The organism is Roseibium sp. (genome assembly GCF_039982295.1).
GTDB lineage: Bacteria > Pseudomonadota > Alphaproteobacteria > Rhizobiales > Stappiaceae > Roseibium.
In genome coordinates this window covers 121,120-143,530 of record NZ_JBDWYP010000082.1, presented here as the reverse complement: position 1 = coordinate 143,530, position 22,411 = coordinate 121,120, and the positions used below count along the sequence as shown (strand labels likewise).

The 22,411-nt window shown below is 58.1% G+C and carries 22 protein-coding genes; 6 read left to right on the top strand and 16 right to left on the bottom strand.

Annotated elements, in window-relative coordinates; translation table 11 throughout:
• Positions 1-110: 110 nt before the first annotated feature.
• The 5 genes from fabI (at position 111) to yghX (ending at position 5,292) form a co-directional block, all read left to right on the top strand.
• The gene (fabI, locus tag ABJZ52_RS16630; protein WP_348188439.1) at positions 111-929 is read left to right on the top strand and encodes an enoyl-ACP reductase FabI; all 819 of its coding nucleotides are present in this window, start codon (positions 111-113) and stop codon (positions 927-929) included.
• A 168-nt stretch (positions 930-1,097) separates the two neighbouring features.
• Positions 1,098-1,718, top strand: a complete 621-nt coding sequence (locus ABJZ52_RS16625) for a histidine phosphatase family protein (protein WP_348188437.1) — start codon at positions 1,098-1,100, stop codon at positions 1,716-1,718.
• Positions 1,719-1,823: 105 nt separating this feature from the next.
• The gene (locus ABJZ52_RS16620) at positions 1,824-3,002 is read left to right on the top strand and encodes a DUF3095 family protein (RefSeq protein WP_348188435.1); all 1,179 of its coding nucleotides are present in this window, start codon (positions 1,824-1,826) and stop codon (positions 3,000-3,002) included.
• 142 nt (positions 3,003-3,144) lie between these two features.
• On the top strand, positions 3,145-4,230 hold the full coding sequence (aroC, locus tag ABJZ52_RS16615; RefSeq protein ID WP_348188433.1) for a chorismate synthase: 1,086 nt from the start codon (positions 3,145-3,147) through the stop codon (positions 4,228-4,230).
• Positions 4,231-4,386: 156 nt separating this feature from the next.
• Positions 4,387-5,292, top strand: a complete 906-nt coding sequence (gene yghX / locus ABJZ52_RS16610; protein ID WP_348188432.1) for a YghX family hydrolase — start codon at positions 4,387-4,389, stop codon at positions 5,290-5,292.
• 21 nt (positions 5,293-5,313) lie between these two features.
• Here yghX and ABJZ52_RS16605 read toward each other — a convergent pair whose 3' ends face one another.
• The 16 genes from ABJZ52_RS16605 to dxs form a co-directional block, all read right to left on the bottom strand.
• Positions 5,314-7,110, bottom strand: a complete 1,797-nt coding sequence (locus tag ABJZ52_RS16605; protein WP_348188430.1) for a TRAP transporter fused permease subunit — start codon at positions 7,108-7,110, stop codon at positions 5,314-5,316.
• A gap of 73 nt (positions 7,111-7,183) precedes the next feature.
• Entirely contained in the window at positions 7,184-8,143 is a 960-nt protein-coding gene (locus ABJZ52_RS16600) for a TAXI family TRAP transporter solute-binding subunit (protein WP_348188428.1), read from the bottom strand.
• Between the two features lie 206 nt (positions 8,144-8,349).
• Positions 8,350-8,898 carry a hypothetical protein gene (locus ABJZ52_RS16595; RefSeq protein WP_348188426.1) on the bottom strand — a complete coding sequence of 183 codons (549 nt, stop codon included), beginning with the start codon at positions 8,896-8,898 and terminating at the stop codon, positions 8,350-8,352.
• Positions 8,899-8,997: 99 nt separating this feature from the next.
• Positions 8,998-10,203, bottom strand: a complete 1,206-nt coding sequence (locus ABJZ52_RS16590; protein ID WP_348188424.1) for a multidrug effflux MFS transporter — start codon at positions 10,201-10,203, stop codon at positions 8,998-9,000.
• A gap of 149 nt (positions 10,204-10,352) precedes the next feature.
• Positions 10,353-11,672 (bottom strand): 3,4-dihydroxy-2-butanone-4-phosphate synthase, encoded by a 1,320-nt coding sequence (gene ribB, locus ABJZ52_RS16585; protein WP_348188499.1) that lies wholly within the window; start codon positions 11,670-11,672, stop codon positions 10,353-10,355.
• Between the two features lie 72 nt (positions 11,673-11,744).
• Positions 11,745-12,449 carry a type 1 glutamine amidotransferase gene (locus ABJZ52_RS16580; protein WP_348188422.1) on the bottom strand — a complete coding sequence of 235 codons (705 nt, stop codon included), beginning with the start codon at positions 12,447-12,449 and terminating at the stop codon, positions 11,745-11,747.
• Positions 12,446-13,429, bottom strand: coding sequence for an amidoligase family protein (locus ABJZ52_RS16575; RefSeq protein WP_348188420.1), 984 nt, complete (start codon positions 13,427-13,429; stop codon positions 12,446-12,448). The genes ABJZ52_RS16580 and ABJZ52_RS16575 overlap by 4 nt, the downstream gene beginning before the upstream one ends.
• Before the next feature lie 112 nt (positions 13,430-13,541).
• Positions 13,542-14,678: a class I SAM-dependent methyltransferase gene (locus tag ABJZ52_RS16570; protein WP_348188418.1), complete on the bottom strand. Its 1,137-nt coding sequence runs from the start codon at positions 14,676-14,678 to the stop codon at positions 13,542-13,544.
• A gap of 3 nt (positions 14,679-14,681) precedes the next feature.
• The gene (locus ABJZ52_RS16565) at positions 14,682-15,899 is read right to left on the bottom strand and encodes a class I SAM-dependent RNA methyltransferase (protein WP_348188416.1); all 1,218 of its coding nucleotides are present in this window, start codon (positions 15,897-15,899) and stop codon (positions 14,682-14,684) included.
• 113 nt (positions 15,900-16,012) lie between these two features.
• A complete protein-coding gene (locus ABJZ52_RS16560; protein WP_348188414.1) occupies positions 16,013-16,756 on the bottom strand; it encodes a TlyA family RNA methyltransferase in 744 nt (247 codons plus the stop codon).
• A 45-nt stretch (positions 16,757-16,801) separates the two neighbouring features.
• A complete protein-coding gene (locus ABJZ52_RS16555; protein ID WP_348188412.1) occupies positions 16,802-16,936 on the bottom strand; it encodes a hypothetical protein in 135 nt (44 codons plus the stop codon).
• 46 nt (positions 16,937-16,982) lie between these two features.
• Entirely contained in the window at positions 16,983-17,609 is a 627-nt protein-coding gene (locus ABJZ52_RS16550; protein WP_348188410.1) for an SCO family protein, read from the bottom strand.
• A gap of 7 nt (positions 17,610-17,616) precedes the next feature.
• On the bottom strand, positions 17,617-18,141 hold the full coding sequence (locus ABJZ52_RS16545) for a copper chaperone PCu(A)C (protein WP_348188408.1): 525 nt from the start codon (positions 18,139-18,141) through the stop codon (positions 17,617-17,619).
• A gap of 56 nt (positions 18,142-18,197) precedes the next feature.
• Positions 18,198-18,602: a hypothetical protein gene (locus ABJZ52_RS16540; protein WP_348188406.1), complete on the bottom strand. Its 405-nt coding sequence runs from the start codon at positions 18,600-18,602 to the stop codon at positions 18,198-18,200.
• Positions 18,603-18,669: 67 nt separating this feature from the next.
• Entirely contained in the window at positions 18,670-20,067 is a 1,398-nt protein-coding gene (locus ABJZ52_RS16535) for an MFS transporter (RefSeq protein ID WP_348188404.1), read from the bottom strand.
• 167 nt (positions 20,068-20,234) lie between these two features.
• Positions 20,235-22,154 carry a 1-deoxy-D-xylulose-5-phosphate synthase gene (gene dxs, locus ABJZ52_RS16530; RefSeq protein ID WP_348188402.1) on the bottom strand — a complete coding sequence of 640 codons (1,920 nt, stop codon included), beginning with the start codon at positions 22,152-22,154 and terminating at the stop codon, positions 20,235-20,237.
• Here dxs and ABJZ52_RS16525 point away from each other — a divergent pair.
• Entirely contained in the window at positions 22,144-22,329 is a 186-nt protein-coding gene (locus ABJZ52_RS16525; protein WP_348188400.1) for a hypothetical protein, read from the top strand. The genes dxs and ABJZ52_RS16525 overlap by 11 nt on opposite strands.
• The last annotated feature ends 82 nt before the right edge of the window (positions 22,330-22,411 follow it).

The following is a 22,411-nucleotide window of genomic DNA, read 5'->3' as shown; positions in this document are numbered from 1 at the left end:
TCCCGTCGACGTCTCATTCGCTTTGTCGGCGTCTTGAAGGATATGGGGGGCTGTGCCATAGGAGGCCAACCCGCTGTAGGGTGGTTACTGAAATCCTTCTGGAGATGAAGATGGCGGAAACGCGCGGACTTATGAACGGCAAACGCGGACTTGTTATGGGCGTTGCGAACAACAGGTCGATCGCCTGGGGAATCGCGAAGGCTCTTGCCGATGCCGGCGCGGAACTCGCTCTGACCTACCAAGGTGATGCCCTGAAAAAACGTGTCGAACCTCTGGCGGACCAGCTTGGCGCTTTCGTGGCTGGCCACTGTGACGTGACGGATGGCGACAGCATTGATGCTGTCTTCAAGGCGCTTGAAGACAAGTGGGGCAAGATCGATTTCCTTGTCCATGCCGTTGCATTTTCCGACAAGGATGAGCTGACCGGGCGGTACGTCGACACGACCTCCGACAATTTCAACCGCACCATGGATATTTCGGTCTACTCTCTGACCGCTGTCACACAACGTGCCGAAAAGCTCATGGACGATGGCGGTTCTGTGCTGACGCTGACCTACTACGGCGCCGAGAAGGTCATGCCGCATTACAACGTCATGGGTGTTGCCAAGGCTGCATTGGAAGCCAGCGTCAAATACCTCGCAATGGACCTCGGTCCCAAGCAGATCCGTGTGAACGCGATCTCCGCCGGTCCGATCAAGACCCTCGCAGCATCCGGCATCGGCGACTTCCGCTATATTCTCAAGTGGAACGAATACAATGCGCCGCTGCGCCGCTCGGTTTCCATCGAAGAAGTCGGCGACAGCGCGCTCTATCTCCTGTCCGACATGGGCCGCGGTGTCACCGGTGAGATCCAGCATGTCGATTGCGGATACAACATTGTCGGCATGAAGGCCGTGGATGCGCCGGACATTTCGGTGGTGAAGGACTAGGGTTCAAACCCGAAGCTCTCAAGGCCGGCGCAAGCCGGCCTTTTTTATATCTATCGGGCCATCTCTTCAGGGATCTGGACAGCCCGTCATGAATTGGTGATAGGTAGCGGTCAGAAAGAGGCTCTGCTGTCGTTGGATTCTCATCTCCTCAAGCCCGCGAAAGTCACCATGAGTTCTGCACTGCCCAAGCTGAAAGACCCGCATTTCCTGATCTTTATCCGTCATGGCCAGACTGACTGGAATGCGGAAGGACGCATGCAGGGTCAAAGGGACATTCCGCTCAACTCCGTCGGCCGCGGCCAGGCCAGTGATAACGGGCGTCGTTTGGGAGACTTCCTCAGGACCGAGAACGTCGACCCTGGAACGTTCGATTTTGTCTCATCGCCGCTCGGCCGTACCCGGACGACGATGGAGCTTGCGCGCACAGCCATGAATCTCGATCCCGCTGCCTACCGTCTTGATGAGCAGCTCCTTGAAATCACGTTCGGTGAATGGGAAGGCTCTACACTCGAAGAACTGGCCGACAAAGAGCAGGATCTCGTTCTTGCGAGGCGTCAGGACAAGTGGGGGTTCGTGCCGCCAGGTGGCGAGAGCTACGAGATGCTTGCAGGCCGGATCGGCAACTGGCTAAAGACCGTCGATCGTCCGAGTGTCGTTGTGGCTCATGGCGGCGTATTTCGGGTTCTGCGCGGCCTTCTGGAAGGCTTGGAGACCACAGCCGTGCCAAAGCTTGATGTGCCTCAGGACAAGGTGTTCGTTTGGCGCAACAGCGGGTTTTCCTGGATCTGAATCCGATGAGATCAGACCACACGGCAATGTGAAAAGCAGGCAGCGCAAACGGTTGATCGGGCGTTGAAACCTACACGTATGAAGGGGCAAACAAAGGACGTTGCCATGCCGGACCCTTCAGATGAATTTTATCTCAAATTAGAACCCTTCACTGATTTCGCAACCGTCGGCGACGTGGAGTGCTATGAGGCGGTTCCGGTCGATTGGGTGATCCTCGCCGCCGATATTGTCCGTTCGCACGATGCGATTGAGGCCGGTCACTACAAGGAGGTAAACCTCATTGGCGCGGCAGTCATTTCCGCAGTGCTCAATCAGGTCGGGCGGGAAATCGTACCCTTTGTTTTTGGCGGCGACGGAGCCATGCTGCTTGTACCGCCGGGCGCGGTGAATGCAGGCAAGATCGCACTGGCCGGCGTCCAGCGCCTTGCGGACGAGGAAGCCGGGTTGTCACTGCGTACGGCAGCGATCCCGCTCACAGAGGTCCGGTCAAAAGGCACGGACGTCCGTCTTCGCAAATATGAATTGTCGCCGGGGAACTATCTCGCCATGGTGATCGGCGGAGGGCTCGAACTTGCTGATCAGATCCTCAAGGATGAGGCTCTCTGCAAGCCTTTCCTGATCGATCCGGCCATGGCTGTTGAACCTGATCTTGAGGGATTGTCCTGCCGGTGGGAGCCTCTACCTTCGGAGCGAGGAAAGGTCCTGTCCCTGATCCTGAGGCCGTGGGAAGGCGGTGGTGAAAGCCTGCGGTCGATCGCGGCGGACATCGAGCACATCGTCGGCTTCGATCCGCTGGGTGAGACGGAGAGTGCCAACCACGTCACACGCAACCGGTTGAAATTCCGGTTCCCTCCGCGTGGGCTCGGACTGGAAATCCGAATGCTTTCGCGAACCGGAAACCGCCTTGCCTATGGTGCAAGAGCCGTGTTTCAAAGCGTGGCCACGATTTGGGGGTTCCTGACGGGACTCAGAGTCGGGCCATTTCGTCCTGCACGATACCTTCAGGAAATTTGCCGTCATACCGACCACCGCAAACTTGATGACTCGCTCCGGCTCGTTCTCGATGTTTCGGTGGAGCAACTTAACGCTCTGACCGATTACCTTGATGAGGCGTTCTGCGCCAGGCGTCTGATCTATGGCATGCACGTCAGCGACAGCGCCTTGATGACCTGCTTCATGACCGACATCGGTGCCAGCCAGCACGTGCATTTCATTGATGGAGCAAATGGCGGACTGTCTGTTGCTGCTGCGGATTTCAAGCAGCGGAAGGCAGCTACATCCTGACACTTGTTTCTCTCATAAGGGGGCGGCAACCTCCACCACAGGCCGGAAGGGCTTGAGATCAGCCTTTTGATGGCTTATCGCTTGCCGCACTGGATTTCAGCGGGTCGGTACGCGCCGACGATCGCTTTCGGGAAGGCAAGGCATGTCACATAACTCGTTCGGGCATCTGTTTCGCGTCACCACCTGGGGCGAAAGCCATGGACCCGCGATCGGCTGTGTTGTTGATGGCTGCCCGCCACTCATTCCCCTGACAGAAGCCGACATTCAGAGCTTTATGGAAAAGCGCAAACCCGGTCAGTCGAAATACACCACTCAGCGGCGGGAACCGGACGAAGTTAAAATTCTGTCTGGTGTCATGGTCGACGAAGACGGCGTGCAGAGGACCACTGGGACCCCAATTTCTCTTATGGTTGAGAACACAGACCAGCGATCCAAGGACTATTCCGAGATCAAGGACCGTTATCGTCCAGGTCATGCTGACTACACATATGATGCCAAGTACGGCATTCGCGACTACCGCGGTGGCGGACGATCTTCTGCACGCGAGACCGCTATGCGCGTTGCCGCCGGGGCCGTTGCACGAAAGGTCTTGCCGCAGGTGAGTATTCGCGCTGCACTGGTTCAGGTCGGTCCGCACAAGATCAATCGCGAAAACTGGGATTGGTCCGAGGTCGAGAACAACCCGTTCTTCTGCCCGGACAAGGAAGCTGCTGCATTTTGGGCTGACTATCTCGATGGTATCCGCAAGGCTGGATCTTCCGTAGGTGCCGTGATCGAGGTCATCGCCGAAGGCGTGCCTGTCGGTCTGGGAGCACCGATTTACGGCAAACTCGATACTGAACTAACGGCTGCGCTTATGTCGATAAATGCAGTCAAAGGCGTTGAGATCGGCAACGGCTTTGATGCGGCAGCTCTCACAGGCGAGGAAAATGCCGATGAGATGCGTATCGGTGGGGATGGCAAGCCACTCTTCCTTTCCAACAATTCAGGCGGCATCCTGGGTGGCATTTCCAACGGCGATCCGATCGTTGCCCGTTTTGCAGTCAAGCCGACATCTTCCATCCTGACCGAGCGCAAGTCCGTGACGCGTCAGGGGCAAGAGGTCGATGTCATGACCAAAGGCCGCCATGATCCTTGCGTAGGTATTCGTGCAGTCCCGGTAGGCGAGGCCATGGTCGCCTGCGTTCTGGCCGACCATCTTCTGCGCCATCGCGGTCAGGTCGGGTAGGACCTGGCCCGATCACTTCTCCGCGAAGTAGGGGCTATAGCAAACTTCTGATACACTTCGTTACAGTTTTCCTGCCGCCCTTGGCTGGATTGCGGATGCCAGACTTCTAGTATTCTCGGCAGGCAGGCTGCTCTGCCTCACTGATGGAGGGATGCTATGAACGAGATGACCCCGGTTCGCCGTAAAACGGCAAAAGACTTTCCGCAGGAATTGCTCGACCTTTACGATTTTTATGCTCACGGCAAGATCACCAAACGTGAATTCCTGACACGTGCCGGCAAATTCGCAGTCGGCGGTGTGACCGCTGCCATGCTTTTGAACCAGTTGGCACCAAACTACGCGCTGGCCCAGCAAGTGGCACCGGACGATCCCGAGATCGAAACCACGCGGATCACCTATCCCTCGCCCAACGGGCACGGCGAAGTGAACGGTTATCTGGTGAAACCAGCCGGGGCCACGGGCAAACTCCCGGCCGTTCTGGTCATCCATGAGAACCGTGGTCTCAACCCTTACATCGAGGATGTGGCTCGCCGTATGGCCAAGGCAGGCTTTCTGACGCTTGCTCCAGATGGCCTGACTTCGGTTGGTGGTTATCCAGGCACGGATGATGAAGGCCGCGAGCTACAACGCACAGTCGATCGCGAGAAACTGCTCAATGATTTCTTTGCAGGTTTTGAGTTCCTTCTGAAACACGAAGGCTCAACCGGCAAGGTAGGGGCTGTTGGCTTCTGCTATGGCGGCGGCGTGGTCAATGCGATCGCCGTTGCGTATCCGGAGCTCAGCGCGGGCGTTCCATTCTACGGTCGCCAGCCATCCGCAGAAGACGTGGCTGCAATAGAGGCACCTCTTCTTATTCAGCTCGGTGAACTCGATGAGCGTATCAATGCCGGCTGGCCAGCTCATGAAGAAGCCCTCAAGGCCAATGGCAAGACCTACGAAGCCTATATCTATGAGAACGCCAACCATGGCTTCCACAATGATACGACCCCTCGTTACGACGAGGAAAAGGCCAAGCTTGCCGAAGAGCGCACGATTGCCTTCTTCAAGAAGTATCTTGGCTAAAGCGCAAGCTGAGACGGCTTCTTAGCCGAGAGCAAGCCGGATGAAGATGATGACCAGGCCGCCCCCGATCAGGGCGGCCTTTTTCACGGCTGGGCCTGCGGCAATCAGGCCATAGGACATGCAACCAAGTCCCAAGCCAATCTGCGCAAAGGCAAGCAGGGCGGCGATAGGCGCGTCTGAAAGTGCGATCAAGTCCGGGTTGGCAATCATGCCGAGCGGGATGATGTAGAGCCCAATCCCAAGCGCCATTGCGGTCACCGCCACCTTCAGCCAGTTTTCGTTGATCATGCCGGCGGCAATGAAGACCGCACCGCAGACGGGCGGCGTGATCGTCGACAGAAGCGCGAACCAGAACACGAAGAGATGGGCCTGAAGTGGCTCCAGGCCAAGCTGGGTGAGGGCTGGACCGGCAACCGAAACGCAGATGACATAAGCCGCGGTGGTCGGGACTTCCATGCCGAGCACCAGACAGGCGAGAGCCGTCAGGAACAGGGAGGGCCAGAGATAGCCTCCCGAAACAGAGAGGATCAGGGATGTAATCTTGACGCCGAGGCCAGTGATTGAGAGCACGCCAATGATGATCGAGGCACAGAGGATGATTGAGGCAATCATCGCGACCTGGCGGGCTGCCGTCACCATGGCGGCCTCCAGGCGAAGAGAAGTCTTCTTGATGGAAAAGCCCAGCTTGGCATCGGTGAACAGCAGCAGGAAACCGGCAAGGATCGCGAGGCAGGCCGCGTATTGTGGCGTATAGCCGACTGCAAACATGCCCCAGAGCAGAACCGAGAAAGGCACCAGGAAGAAAGCGGTGGTGATCAGTGTGGCCTTCGGATCAGGACGATCAGCTTCGTCCATGCCTTTCAAGTCCAGCCGGCTTGCATAGGCATTGATTCCGACCCATACGGCGATGAAATAGAGCAAGGCTGGCAGAACCGCGGCAGCCATGATCGATGTGTAGGGTGTGCCAGTGAGTTCGACCATAACGAAGGCGCCAGCTCCCATGAGCGGCGGCATGATCTGGCCACCGGAGGAGGCAACGGCTTCAACAGCTGCGGCAAGCCTTTTCGGATATCCAAGCCGCGTCATGGCGGGCAGGGTGATGGCGCCGGTCGATGCGACATTGGCCGAGGCGGAACCGGAAATGGAACCGAAAAGAGCGGACGAGATCACCGAGACTTTTGCCGCGCCACCGTTGAGGCGTCCGGCGGCGGTCGCTGCAACGTTCATGAAGCCCTGACCGGCCTCGCCTGCGTTGAGCACTGCCCCGAAAATGACGAAGATCGCAACCACCGAGACAGAAACACCCGTCAGGCTGCCCCAGATGCCACCTTCGGCAATCGTGAGGGTTCCGAGAAAGCTCTCGATCGGTGTGCCCGAGTGACCGAATTCGCCCGGAATGTGCTGCCCGAACAACCCATATGCCAATGCCAGAACCGCGACGAGCGGTAACGGCCAATTGATGGCTCGACGGGCGGCTTCCAGAACTGTGATCAGCAAGATGGCGGCGATGGCGATCTGAAAATCACCTTCCAGAAAGCCGTATTGGTCAATCAGGCTGCTGTGGTTCAACGCAACCCAAAGACTGGCGGCGAGGCCAAGCGCCGCAATCACATAGCCGGTTACCTGTGAAATGAGGCCAGTCGACGCGCTGAAGAGAAAGATCCAGGGAAGGGCCAGTGCCAAATGAAGCGGCCTGCTGACAAGGTTCGGCACCAGGCCTGAAAAGATCAGGCCCAGGTGAAAGGCAACCAACGTGGCCGCGCAGGCGAGCAAGATGAAGCGATGGATCGGTCGCGCGGGTGCGGTGAAAGTCGGCATGGCTGGCCCTGGCAAAAACAAGACCCCGGGCACATGGCATGCCCGGGGCAAAATCATCGAGAGGGTGAGAGGTTTACTTTTGCGCGTCGGTCAGCGCAAAACCGGCCTCTTCATAGTAGCGCTGGGCACCTGGGTGGATCTTGCCCGTGATGGTGCCCATCAGGCCTTCATCGACGCCGTTCCACCAGCGAGCAGTCTCACCCATCTTGGCCTTGGTTTCCCAAAAGGTCTTGGTCAGTGCATAGGCCGTGTCGTCATCCATGGCAGTTGTCGTATAGGCGACGACAGGAAGCGACGTGGTCGTGATATCTGCATCCTGACCTGAATAGGTGCCTGCGGGAATGACCAGCTTCGCACGCTTGGACTGTGCAATTTGCTCGTCCGTCAGCGTGAGGACTGTCACGTCGGTGGAGGCGGCTGCCTCGATGACGTTCGGTGCGGGCCAGGAACCGGCGGTGACGAAGCCGTCGATCTGACCGTTCTTCAAAGCAGGAACAGCGTTGGACAGCTCGACTTCAGCGAGTTCCACCTTGCCTTCGAGGCCGAAGAGCTTGAGGTACTTCTCACCTTCGCGTGCTCCGAAAGATCCCTTGCCGAGCAGGATGGTCTTGCCTTCCATGCTCGCAAAGTCGGTTGCGCCGCTTTCTTTCGACATAACGAAATGCATCGTCAGCGACGGGATCGGAAACAGCGCACGGATTTCATCGAACTTCGGGTTCGACTTGCCTTCGAACATGGCTTTGCCGCCCTGGGCCAGACCAACGAGAGCAGGAGGCGTCGTGAACACATAGTCGCCGCCGCGTGCACGGGTTTCCATGACGTTCTGGACCGAGCCCTGGCTTTCCTCGACTGTTACGATGATATCGCCGTTCGAGCCTGCCTTCATGGCTTCGGCAATCTGGACGCCCATCTGATAGTAGGATGAGCTCGATTTGGCCGACTTGTAGGTGATGCGCGTTTCTGCCGAAGCAGGCAAGGCAAGAGCGAAGCCGGCGACAGCGGCTAGGCTCAGACGAAGAGCTGATTTAAGCATGGTTTCCTCCAGTTTGATGTGTGATGCCCTGACCTGACCAACGAATGAAAGCCGGATCGTGGCATATGTCTTTGCGGCGCACAGTGCACGCTCCGGCGTCGCTCTACAACTGCCTTTGCAACCAATTTAGGCCTTGCCAGACCTCATAAAGTTCGATCCGCCGAAAAGCCTTGTTGGAAGTCACGGCATGCGTGCTGGGTTGGCAGTCAGACCGGTCGATAGGCTTGCAGCCGTTGCAGGATTTCCTCCGGCTCGCCCGCCAGCGTGTTCAATTTGATCGTCAGGTGATCAGTACCGTCGGCTTGCCTGGATAATTTCCAGTTCCGCGTCATGACCGACTTCCAGAGCGGAAACATGTGCTTTTCATTTACGGCGGCTGGCAAAGCGCTGGTCAGCGAAATTTCCAGGCCAACGAGTTCGATGCTGCGCACGGATGATTGATGAAGGGCCATCTTGTCGATGGAGGCCCAATCGATAAATCCGATACGCTCAACGAACAGACCCTGCTCATTTGCCCCGAGCTGAGGCTGGCTACGGTCGATCATCGGATAGTGCCAAAAGGACACCAGCAGTGGCACGATGGCGAGAGCCGCGAGAGGTTTCACGCCGCCGAAAAGGCCAAGCACGACGAAGCCAAAGCCGAAAAACAGACCGCCAATGACAAGCGCTTCTCCTGTCGACCGGATGTAGCCAATTGCAAATGGCTTGGGTTCGCTTGGGTTTTTCTGGCCTGTATCTTTGACGTCTGTCGGCATGAGGCGACTTGATATCCTGTTGTGAGGACGCTGGAGCTTCCTTGTTCCAGGCCGCTGAAGGCTTGTCAAAACCTCGGCCGGCAATAAAGAGAGCCGCCTCTAGGCGTTTGCCCCGTTGGTTGGTGTCTCTTTCCCGATGCCCAGGAGCTTCATCAAGGCGAAGGCTGCCAGTGCACAGAAGGTAATGGCCGCAACCAGAGGTGTCACTGTGCCGTCGAAGAATGGGCTCGCTGCAGCAATCATCAAACCGCCTGCAATCATCTGCAGGGTTCCGCCAAGAGAGGATGCCAGACCCGCAATTTTTCCGTGATGATCAAGAGCGAGCACCATGGTCGAGGGAATGACGAGACCAAGACACGCGTTGCCGCAGAACAGGAACAACATGACTACCGGCAGTGTTCCGTAGCCTGAAAGCGTCAGGGCGAGAAGCGCGAGTTCAATCAGGACAAAGCCTGTGACCGCATAGACGATGACCCTCGTCATGCCAAATCGTTGACCAAGTTGGGCTGCGATTTGCGATGATGCGAAGAAGCCGATTGCGTTGACGGCGAAGGCGAGGCTGAATTCGACACCCGACAATCCGAAGTGGCCGGTGTAGACGAACGGCGCGCTGGCGATGAAAACGAAGAAGCTTGCCATGCCGCAGCCGCCGATCAGGGTCAGGCCCATAAACAGCGGATCTGCCAGCAGAACCTTGAGTCCCGCAAAAAGAGACCGCGTGTTGACCGGTACCCGATCTTCCGGCGCGAGGGTTTCCGGAAGCGCCCGGTCTGTGACGACAAGGGAGAGAACGGCAGCGGCCGCGAGGAAATAGAAGATGGCTTGCCAGCCGCCGATTGCGATGATCCCGGTGCCTGCCAGGGGCGCCAGCATTGGCGAAACGCTGATCACGAGCATCACCAATGCCATCAGCCGGGTTGCCTGATAGCCCGTGTACATGTCCCGGATGATGGCGCGCGGAATGACCATGACCACGGCAGCGCCGACGCCCTGCAGCAGGCGGGAGGCGATCAGCCATTCGATCGTGGGAGACAGGGCACAGCTGATGGATCCCAGGATGAACAAGACAAGTCCGCCATAAAGCGGCAGCTTGCGTCCGATCTGATCCGAAAGCGGGCCGTACACCATCTGCGACAGGCCGAAGGTCAGGAAGAAGGCCGTCAGCGTCATCTGCGTTGATGCGATCCCTGCATTCAGGTCTGCTTCAATCGCGGGCAGGGCAGGGAGATAAATGTCAATGGCGAGCGGTCCAACGGCAGCAAGTAGCCCAAGTACCGCGGCAGATCGAAACAATCCGCTGGTCATCTGAATATCCTGAAAATCGGTATGGAAGGGCCCGAGGTGGACCAGGAGCAACTTGCTCAGGATAGTAGTTGGCGTGATCTGGTGCAATAAGACAAGAAAGCCCTCCGCCGCAGGGACGGAGAGCTATTCACAGACGGCTTCTGAGCGGGTTATTGATCCAGAATTTCCGTGGCTTCTATCTTGATGTCGAAGCCTTCGAGGCCGACGTAATGGCGCTCGCGGGAGGCCAACAGGCGGATGGAGGTGACGCCGAGATCTTTCAGGATCTGCGCGCCCAGTCCAACTTCGCGCCATTGCTCTTCGCGCGCCTGGGCCGAGCCATGTTCTTCCAGCTCGGCAGCCTCCAGCTCGGTGCGGGGCCGCTTGGACTGGCGGGCAACGCCCACCGACCCTTCGCGCAGATAGACAACGATGCCGCGTCCTCGCTCGGCGAAAAGCTGCATGGTGGTATCGAGCGGCTGGGTTTGGCCGAAAACATCGTCCAGTACGGATTCCAACTGCAGACGCACCGGCACATTGCGCCCGTCGAGGATGTCGCCGTACACAACGGCGACATGGTGCATCGGGTCATATGGTGTCTCATAAGTCATGGCATAGGCCGGGCCTGCAATCGTGTCGACCGGCTGCTCGTTGATCCGCTCGACCAATCGTTCGGTGCGTTGACGCCAAGCGATGAGGTCTGAAACGGACACCATCTTCAGTTCGTGTTCGGTGGCAAAGGCTGCGACTTGGTCGCCGCGCTTCACCGTGCCATCGTCGTTGACGAGTTCGCTGATGACGCCAACTTCTTCAAGGCCGGCAAGTCGGCAAAGGTCAACGGCAGCTTCCGTGTGGCCGGAGCGCATCAGCACACCGCCTTCCTTGGCAACCAGCGGGAAGACATGACCGGGGCGGACAAAGTCGTCGGCGCCGACATTGGGGTTTGCGAGAGCCCGGACCGTTGAGCAGCGTTCTTCGGCCGAAATGCCCGTCGTCAAACCCTGGCGGTAGTCGACCGAGATCGTGAAGGCGGTCGCCAGCGGTGCGTCGTTCTGCGACACCATTGGATCGAGACGGAGCCTTTGGGCGGCTGCCACCGTCATCGGGGCGCAGACGATCCCGGACGTGTGTCGGACGATGAAGGCCATCTGTTCCGGAGTGATTTTCGAAGCGGCAACAATCAAGTCGCCTTCGTTCTCGCGGTCGTCGTCATCTGTCACGACGACAACTTCGCCACGTTCAAATGCGCGGATAGCTTCTGCGACACGGGCCTGGGACACAGGATGCTCCTTCGTAGTGGAAAGGCCGAGAAAGTCATTGGGGGTAACGGCGCCGTTCGTGGCCTCCGCGATTTTGCGGGCCATGTCCCGCGACACCCACACATCGGGGTCGTTGCACAAGGCGGTAACGGAGGCGGCGGACAGGTTCGCGCGTCGCGCAAATGCGCTCCGGCTTTCCCCCATCTCCAAGAGCCAATGATCCAGTCTCATGAGACCCATTTAAGCCGGTGACCCAAGCCTGGCAAGGCTTGCATACAAAAATTTTCAGTATCACTGAAAGATTCAGGTGCCGGGAAAACAGCCGGGATCACGAACCGCTGCAAGGAAAGCTCTGAACAGACGGCGATGGGCGGGCCGATAGAGCAGAAACTCGGGGTGCCACTGAACGCCCATCAAAAACCGGGCGGATGTGTCCTCAAAGGCCTGGGGGATTCCGAACTCGTCACGCCCGACGATCCGAATGTTCTTGCCCGTCGTATCGATGGCCTGGTTATGGAGGCTGTTGACGCGGACGCAATCGCAGGCGTGGATCTGGCCAAGTCGGCTTGGCTCTTCAAACGTCACGGTCTTGCGGGGCAGGGGCGTCCACATGGGGGGCAGGTCAGCGTAAACCTCCCGCACATTCTGGTGCAGATTGCCTCCTTTGTGAACGTTGATCATCTGCGCTCCGCGGCACACTCCGAGCACCGGGATGTCGCGCGGCGTCGCATGGTCCAGCACGGCCAGCTCCATCGCGTCTCGCTCCGGGTCGAGTCGTGCGTCAATGAGCGTATCGCCCCGGTAAAGGTCGGGGCTTATGTCATCGCCGCCGCCGATGATGAAGCCGTCAAACCCGGCAAGCTCGGAAGGGTCCAGCGGCGCGAGCAGCCGTACGGGCACGGCGCCGTAAAGCCTCAGGGCAAGCCAATAGAACCACCACATGTAACGCCCGCCGCCACGGGATGTGGTAACACCGATGCGTGACCGTTTCTTTCGCTTCCCGCTCATGAGAGCAGCAGCCATTCGCTGGCGCGCAGGGCCCAATTGGCTTGATTGGATGATGTCAGATATTCTCTCGCCATTGCATCCAGAAGGTCAGGTTTGTCCGCGAGGTCCTCAACCAGACACCAACGGTTCCACTCCAGGGCGATCGACCATGCCTCCTCGTCCAGCCGCGCATCCGGCAGCCGGTAGTGGAACGTGGGTCGGGATTTGATCAAGGGATCCGAGACGGCCGCCGCGACCTTTTCCGGGTTCAGATGAGACAGAAGCGGCAGGAGATCCAGCTCCCGGTTCCGGGTCGGATTGAACTGGATGTAGTCGTCAATCAGCTGGTCGAGGTCCGGTGCATAGGCCGGCGCGAGGATCTTGCGCACATAGTCTTTGGGGAAAGGATCAGCGAAGGCCGTGAGCTTGCGCGTCTTGTCCACGTCGATCACGCCGCGCAGCCAGGGCGAAAGCAGCATATAGGCTTTTAGAATCTTGCTGATATAGGCCCCGGAGAAGTCCGGCAGTTCGGGGTTGAACTGCGCGCCAAAGGCATAGAGCAGATTGTCGCGGGTACCGCTTGCGCCCGCTTCTCTCAAGGCAAGCGTGAGCAGGCTCAGGTCACTCAGTTCACTGAGCGCAATCGGCGGGCAGATGATCTCGCAGGGGACGACAAGGGACGACACGTCGCCAAGAAACTCCTGCACACGGCTTTCGACCTGGCCAAGCACTCGGTCCAGGCTCTTTTTGCGACCGCCAAGCCCTCCGTGAATATATTGGCTGTCGAGTTCGCAGACAAAGTCGCCCAGTCGGGTTTCGTTGATTGCAAAGCGATGCGCATCCTGGCGCTCGATCTCACCGCCGAACAATTGATGTACAAGCGTGGCTCCGTCACGGGCTGATACCGCTGCAAATTCCAGCTCCACGCCGACACGTCGCACTTCACCCGCGGGCGTGGTCTGCCGCTCGGGCATTTTGAAATTGCCGTGGTAATCGAACATGGAGCCTGGGTTCCCGACTGATGAAAGCTATCAATCGCAAACGCCGGGAAGCGGATTCTGTTCCATCGCTCGGGCATCTCGGCACCCGGCTGCAAGGTTCCCGGACCTTGGGCTACTTCACGAACGCAGCAACACGGGACACAAAGGCAGGCGCAAAAAAGCCGCGATGCATGCCTTCATTTTTGAACATCTGGTCCAGGTCTTCCTTGAGATAGGACGCGTAGTAGGGTTCGTGAAAGAGCTGCGGAAACAGCGACAGCAAGCCGTCATAGTCGGGCACATCACCAGTCTGCAGGCTGTCGACAAACAGGAAGCTCCCTCCCGGCTTCAGGACCCGTGCAATCTCTGAAACCACTTGCCGCCTTATCTTTGGTGGAAGTTCGTGAAACAGGAAAACGCAGGAGAGGACATCCATGCTGTTGTCGGCAAAGGGCAGTTTCTCCGCCATGGCGTTGATGAAGCTGGCGCGTCTTGTCGGGATGCGCTCCATGGCGACATTCAGATAGGGTTCGGACAGGTCGATGCCAATGCCACTCAGTCTCGGAAAGGCATCCAGGGCAGGGCGCAAAAGACCACCTGTTCCAAAGGCCAGATCCGCATAGGCAATCTGGCGCTGGTCCTTGCGTTTCACGATCTCTGCAAAAGGAACAAGAGCGCGGCGACGCATGGCAGCGGTAGCGCCGGAGAACAGAACGTCGACCTGAAAGTCATAGAGCCTTGCACTGTCTTCAGACAGCCAGCCATCGCTCTGATAGTGGAAGTTCTGCTGATAATACCGAGGCAGTGCGTCGGCAAACCCGTCTGTGGTTTCAAATACTTCCTGATGGGAACCGGTCGCACGTCGCCGCGCAACGTCAGGCACGTCTTTGAAAAAGGCGCGGCTTGTCGACACAAGCTCTCGAAGGCTCATGCGTCCATCACGGGGGGGCGGGTAGAGGCCGGCCTCTACGGCTTTCAGGTCCGAGGCAAAGAGACTGGCGATATCAGCCAGCATGCGCCTTTGACTTGGGACAGGCCCTTCCGGCACAGGCGCTGGTGTCTTGGGAAGGTCTTTCTGCAGGCGCTTGTTCATCCGGCGCATGACTTCGGAGTGCGCTGTATAAAGCGCCAGCCGGTTTCCTTGCCGCCAGACATAGTCCGCACGAGAGACGAGCTTTCGAAGCGACGGCCTCTTGCGCTGCCTTCGTTGCGGCTCTATCGCCGCCTCAAAGGACGCAGAGGTTGTTGACGCGTTGCTCGCCTTAGTCATGGTTCACTCCCGTTTCAGGATCGCGACACACTCAATATGGGGCGAGAACAGGAACTGGTCCACAGGTGTTACCTTTTGGAGCGTATATCCGCCGTCAATCAGAATTCGCAGGTCCCTCGCGAGGGTCGCAGGGTTACATGAGACGGCAATCACCGTCTTGACCTTGGACGCAGCGATTTGTTCTGCCTGAGCCTGCGCGCCGGCACGCGGCGGATCGAAAACGACGGTGTCATAGTTCGCCAGTTCCGCCTTCATCAAAGGTCGGCGAAAAAGATCGCGGCGCTCGAACGTGACTTTCTTGAGACCGCGTGGAACGCGAAGCGCCTTATCCAGCGCCTTGTTGGCCGCAGCATCCCCCTCCACAGCATGAACGGATGCGTTCTTGGCGATCCGAAGGGCAAACGTTCCCACGCCGGCAAAGAGGTCAGCTACCTTTTTGGACTTCCCGAGGCCATCGAGCACAAGTGCGCACAACGCTTCTTCGGCTTGCAACGTTGCCTGGGTGAAGCCGGCTGGCGGCGGAACAACCGTCAAACCTCCCATGTCGAGCACAGGTGGTCTCGCTTCCAGAAGCGTCTCGCCATTGATCGTAAGGCGAGCAAGGCCCAGCTCGACAGCGAGTTGAGACAGCGCGGCAAATTTGCTTTCGTACTTGCGGTCTGCCTGGTCAAAGGCAACGTCGAGGCCGCTCTTGGTCGAGAGGATGTTGAGACGCAACTCGCCCTTTTTCGGCATCAGTTCAACGCAAAGGCGTTTCAGTCCGCGAAGGCTTGCAATGATCTCGGGCACCAGAACCGGACACTCGGAGATGTCGACCATCTTGTGGCTGGCCTTCTCATGATATCCGAGAAGGATCGTGCGGCCAGCACGGGTTGCCGTCAGCACAGCACGCCTGCGGCTTCCGGGATTGCTTGGCACGACCGGTGAAACCTCGGCCTCGATACCTCGATCTGCCAGCGCCTTGACGACCAGGCCGCGCTTCCAATCCAGGTACGATTCCTCGGCAAGATGCTGCATAGAGCAGCCGCCGCAGCTTTCATAATGCTTGCAGATAGGTTCGATGCGGTCGGGGCTTGTCTTGATGTAGGTGACGTTCGCCGCGCGACCATTGGAGACGTCGGCGGTCACTTCCTCGCCGGGGAGTGCGCCGGGTACATAGACCTGTCCGCCTTCACTATGGGCAATGCCGTCACCGCGGTGGCCCAACTCCGCGATTGTCAAATTTGTATCCCTCATGCGGGCAGCGTTAACTGCCCGGGTCCTCGCTTGCAAGGGAAGACGCCAAAGCTTCGCCTAATTCCTGTAGGCGTAGCGTTGGAGAGAAAACCGCGTTGCTAGCTGTCTTTACGCCCGTAAAGGAGCCATTCGGCGTTACCATCGCCGCCCTTGACCGGGGAGAGAACGAGATCGCCTGCGCTCCAGCCCGGCACAGCCGCCAGCCATTCCTGCAGGTTCTGGGCTGTTTCCTCTGCAATATCCGGATCCACAAGGCCGCCCTTGCCGATGTTGTCACGGCCAGCCTCGAACTGTGGTTTGACGAGGAACACTCCAGCAGCCGCGGGTGCAGCAAGGTCAAGCGCCGGTGGCAGAGCAAGTTTGAGGGAGATGAAACTCACGTCCGACACCAGAATTTCCGGATGGTTGCCATCAAGGTCGGCGAGGGTGAGTTCACGGGCGTTCAACCCATCGCTGCGTCGAACTCTGGCATCAGCGGAAATTGTCTCATGCAATTGGTCATGGCCGACATCAATGGCGTGAACGCTGGCGGCACCTCGTTCGAGAAGGACTTGTGTGAAGCCGCCAGTCGAGGCGCCAATGTCGAGGCAAATGCGATCAGACACATCAACGCCGAAACTGTCCAGTCCCGCAATCAGCTTTAACGCTGCGCGCGACACATAACCTGCTGCGGGGTCAGCGACAGAGATTTGAGCTGTTTCGGCAATCTTCTGGGCCGGCTTCAGGCAAGGCGTACCATTCACTTGAACCGTTCCGCGCAGGATTGCGTCGCGCGCACGCGCCCTGCTCGGGAAATGCTTCAGATCGACGAGATGCTGATCAAGGCGTTGTTTGCTGCTCATGACGCGTGTCTTAGTCGAACCTGGTTCCCTGGAAAACCTGGAGCCTCAAAAACAGCCAGCGATGCCGGCAACAAGCTGATCAAAGTAGACACGCTCGCCGAAACGCAGCCACAATAGACCCGAGGCTGCAATCAGCATCGTCGCGCCGGTCGCAAGTCCCAGATAGAGTGGCATGTGCATTGCTCTGAGGCTCCCTGGTTCTGTTCGTCTCGAATTGAGCCCGGTCTCAAGACGAGGCGGGAGCATTCTCGATCAGCCGCTGGAGTTTCTTGAGGGCGCTGTCTTCCGCTTCGCCATAGGCAACCGTGCCGACAAAGTGGTTGTTCGCATCCATCAGGAACACGGAGGCGGAATGATCCATCGTATAGCCGCCGTCCTCAAGAGGCACTCGCTTAGCATAAACCCTATAGGCTTTGATCATCGCGTCAACCTGCTCGCGCGACCCGGTCAGCGGGACGATGCGTTCATCGAAGGCAGCGACATAGTCTCGCATGACTTCGGGTGTGTCGCGTTCCGGATCAACCGAGACGAATGCAAAGTTCAGCTTGTCGGCATCTTCGCCGAGGGTGTCGATCCATCCTTGCATATCAGAAAGCGTGGTCGGACAGACATCCGGACAGAAGGTGAAGCCGAACATGTAGGCAGTGGGTTTGCCGACCATGTCCTTGTCGCTCACCTTTTCGCCCGCGCCATTGACGAGTTCGAACGGTCCGCCGATCGCAGAGAGCGGTTCGATCAGGGCTCCAGCATTCTTGTTGCCTGCCGTCTGCATCGTGATGAGAACACCGGCTCCGACTGCAAGGGCGGCAACTGCCGCCCAAGCTCCGTAACGTATCGCTTTCAAACCAGACATATTGCCTTCAGTCCTTGCCGTGTTCGGCATGATCGCCGTGTTTCATTTTGGAATGATCCATTTCGCCGTGATCCATGCCCTTTGCGCCGATCTTTTCTGCGGCAAGCTCAACGGTGATCTCGCCAGCTTTTTCAAAGGTCAGTGTGACAGGGACTTTTTGACCTTCGGTGATTGGAGCCTTGAGCTTCATGAACATGATGTGAAAGCTTCCCGGCTTCAATACGGCAGTTCCATTGGCCGGGATTTCCAGCCCGTTCTCGAGCTGACGCATTGTCATGACGCCGTCAGTGACGGCCATTTCATGAATTTCGGTCCGTCCGGCTGCCGGCGAGGACGCGGAAACCAGGCGATCGGCTTCTGAACCGGAATTGTGAATTTCAGCGAAGCCGCCAGCAGCCGCAGCCTTCGGAGGCGTTGCGCGTGTCCAGGGGTGATCGATGGTCAGATCACCAAGCTTGTAGTCGTGAGCCTGCGCGGCAACCGACAGGAGTGCGATGGCGGCCGCAGTGGCCAGCGTTTTCAGAGACGTCATGTGTCATTGATCCTGATTGGAAAATAGCTGTTGGCGCTTGCGCGCCGGATGTCGTGTCAGGTCAAGACGGAAGGTGGTGCTCGAATTGGTCCGGTCGTCCCGGCGCGCGTCGATGGGCCCAAATGGTCAAGTGAACGAGGCCTCGAGGCAAAGCGATTGTCGGCAGCTTCGATGGCGTGAGCCGCGCTTTGAGGCGTGGCCGAAAACTGGCCGATGTGGCCGCACCCGGTTCCGCAGATACAATGGGCAGCGTCGTGCTGACCGCCCGACGGAAGCGAGCGGCCCTCCTCGAGGGCAGATGCCTGGCACAGGATGCCGAGGTTTTCTCCCGCTACGCCGGGAGATATGGTCAAGCCGACCATGATGACGGTGACTCTGAGGCCGAGCGCAAGCATGGCAAGGACCGCCAAGGGGTGGCGTTCCTGCCGCAGCATCTGGAATAGGCTCGGGCGCGAGTTCATGGGCGGAATATGATGGCAAACTGTAGTGGCGTCGAGGGGTGTTTTGCCACAGGGGCGTAAACGGACCCTAGTCTTTGTCAGTGGCAGCCGCTTCGTCAGTCTTGCCTGGTTCCTCTTCAGCAGCAGCTTCCTCGAGATCCTCATATGCCACGACCTCTTCGGTAATGGCATCAGTCTCTGGATTGTAGATTTCATCGTCATATGCTGGAAATTCTTCCGGCGGGATGACGTTGGGCGCGTCAACGTCCAGCGGTTCAGGCGACATGACAGTACCGACCTGAGCGGTTGCAGCGTATTCGAAGTCGAACTTCTCCTCCGGATCGATGGCTCCGCGCGCAAACAGGCGTGTCATGATGAAGGCGGCCATCACTACATTTACGAACGCGATCAGCACATAGAGCCCCGACGGTCCTGTTTGATTCATCAAGATCGAAGCAGAGATCGGGCCGGCGACGGAGCCAAGCCCGAAAGCGAGCAGCAGTCCCGATGATGTTTCGACGAAGTCCTCGGGATCGGCGTAGTCGAAAGCATGAGAGACCGCGATTGCGTAGCCGGGTTGCGAACAGATGCCTATGAGAACGGCCAGGGCCGTTGCGGTTTGAAAGTCCTGAGGAGCCAAAACGGCGACGCCGGTTGCGACCACCGAGGTTGCCACTCCGAGCATCAGCAGCACGAGGCGGCGATCCATCCTGTCCGAAAGCCGGCCAACTGGCCATTGCGAGAGCATGCCGCCTGCAATCACGGCAGCCGCATAGACGGCCGACTGATTGGTCGAAAAGCCGATCTGGGAGCCATAGAGCGGTGAAAGTGACCAGATGGCCCCGTTCGCGACGCCGATGAGCAGGGCACAAACCAGAGCGGCAGGCGAGTTGCGGTAAAGCTTGATCGGTCGAAAACGGACAAGAGTAATCGGAGCTGGCTGATTGGCTGTGGTAAGGGCCACGGGGATAACGGCGAGGCTTACGGTGACCGAGGCGATGGCAAACGGAATGAAAGACGTAATGTCCATACCTGAAATCGAAACCTGTCCCACCATCATGGCGGCAAACAGGATCACGACGTAGATGGACATGATCGTTCCGCGGTTCTCGTTGGTGGCGCTTTCGTTCAGCCAGCTTTCAACGATCATGTAAAAGCCGGCAAGGCAAAAGCCCGAGATGATCCGGATAACGAACCATGTGACCGGATCAATGGCGATCGGGTGCAGGATCGCGGCTGCGGACATGAGGGAGACAACTGCAGCATAGGCTCGGATGTGGCCAGCACGCATGATGACAAGCGGTGCACCAAGGCAACCAAGCACGAGCCCGATAAAATAGGCCGAGGAAATTGCACCGATCTGCAGGTCACTGAAATCCGCGTTGCTCGCGGCAAGCGGTAACAGCGTCGACTGCAGCCCATGTCCGAGAATGAGCAAAGCGACAGAAATCAACAGGGCGGAAACGGAAGCTAGCATCTGCGCCATGAAACACCTCGGTGCAGTTGGACAAAAGAAAATGCGCCGACGGAACGTCGACGCAGATCTTCTTGAATTTCAGCTTTCTCAGTCCTGAATGGGTCTGTCAATCGAATACTGACGAGTGACGGAAACCGCATACACGAGTGACGGTTTCGTGCTCTGGAAATACCGTGTCAGGCGCGCTGGAAAGAGCTCAAATGGTCCGGACCAAGAGCAAGGAAGACTTGCTTCATGATGCCTTCACAGGTGAGGCCGGCGTCTTTGTACATCACGTCCGGCTTGTCCTGATCCTGATAGACATCAGGTAGCGTCACGGTGCGGATTTTCAGGCCATTGTCCAAAAGTCCGAGCGCCGCCAATTGGCTCAGAACGTGGCTGCCAAAACCGCCGATCGAGCCTTCCTCGACCGTTACCAGAACTTCGTGTTCTTTCGCCAGGCGGGTGAGGAGATCGATATCGAGCGGCTTGGCAAAGCGCGCATCGGCAACTGTGGTCGAAAGGCCTGCTGCATCCAGTTCATCGGCAGCTGCAAGACATTCACTCATGCGTCCGCCAAAGGACAGCAGTGCGACCTTGGTCCCTTCGCGTCGGATCACGCCCTTGCCGATTTCCAGAACTGTTCCGCGCTCGGGAAGCTCAAGGCCGACACCCTCGCCGCGGGGATAACGGAATGAAATCGGGCCTTCGTCATACGCGACCGCAGTCGCGACCATATGGCGAAGTTCGACTTCGTCAGCCGCCGCCATGACGACAAAACCGGGCAGGCAGGAAAGGTAGGCTGTATCGAAGGCACCGGCATGTGTTGCCCCGTCCGCGCCGACGAGCCCCGCGCGATCAATCGGAAAGCGCACTGGCAGGCCTTGAATGGCGACATCGTGCACCACCTGATCGTATGCGCGCTGCAGGAAGGTCGAATAGATCGCCGTAAACGGCTTGAACCCTTCTGTCGCCAGACCAGCGGCAAACGTCACGGCATGCTGTTCTGCGATGCCGACATCAAACGTCCGCGACGGGAAGGCTTCCTGGAACAGGTCGATGCCGGTCCCGTCGGGCATGGCAGCGGTGATCGCCACCACCTTCTCGTCGTCTTGTGCCTCGCGCACCAGAGAGGTCGCGAAGACATTGGTGTAGCTCGGCGCATTAGCCTTAGGTTTCGACTGCTTGCCGGTCACAACGTCGAACTTGGCAACGCCGTGATACTTGTCCTTGGCGCCTTCTGCGGGAGCGTATCCCTTGCCCTTCTGGGTGACCGCATGGATCAATACCGGTCCGTGATGCGTGTCGCGCACATTCCTCAGAATCGGGAGAAGATGTTCAAGATTGTGGCCGTCGACAGGGCCGACGTAATAGAAACCGAGTTCCTCGAACAACGTTCCGCCAGTCCAGAACCCGCGTGCATATTCTTCGGCGCGTGCGGCTTTTTCCTGAAGCGGTTTGGGCAGGTTCTTTGCAATGTTCTTGGCAGCATCGCGCAGGGATTGATAGGTCGGGCCTGATACGAGTTTTGCAAGGTAAGCCGACATTGCACCCACCGGAGGTGCAATGGACATGTCATTGTCATTGAGGATGACAACAAGACGCGAGCCGAGATGACCGGCATTGTTCATGGCTTCATAGGCCATGCCTGCTGACATCGCCCCGTCGCCGATTACGGAAATGACGTTGTTGTCCTTGCCGGCGAGATCGCGCCCGACGGACATTCCAAGACCAGCTGAGATGGAGGTGGAGGAATGGGCAGCGCCGAACGGGTCATAGGGACTTTCCGACCGCTTCGTAAAGCCTGAAAGACCCTCGCCCTGCCGCAGCGTCCGAATGCGATCGCGCCTCTCCGTCAGAATTTTGTGAGGGTAGCACTGATGGCCTACATCCCAGATCAGGCGGTCGTCCGGGGTGTTGAACACATAGTGAATTGCGACGGTCAGTTCGACCACGCCAAGCCCCGCGCCCAAGTGTCCACCGGTCACGGAAACCGCGTCGATCATCTCCGCACGAAGTTCGTCGGCGATCTGAGCTAGATCGGTTTCCTCGAATTGACGCAGATCCGCTGGACAATTGATCTTGTCGAGTAGGGGAGTAGAGGGCTTGGACGTCACGCTGTGTACGGCTCCAGAAGATTCTATTTGGCGCGCAGGATTACACCAAGCAAAGATAGGGCGCAAACCTAGCTTTGGTACCGGGCGTTTTTACGCCTTCCTTTATCCGGTAAACGAAATCAAACTTCAAAAAGATAGTCAAAAATATCAGGTTGTTGTCGAATTGATAGCCTAGTCACCCAGATGGGTGATGCATTTAAACCGGAAGTGGAATAAAAGGCTGGTGTGGTCGATGGGGCCACGTGCACAGTGATCAA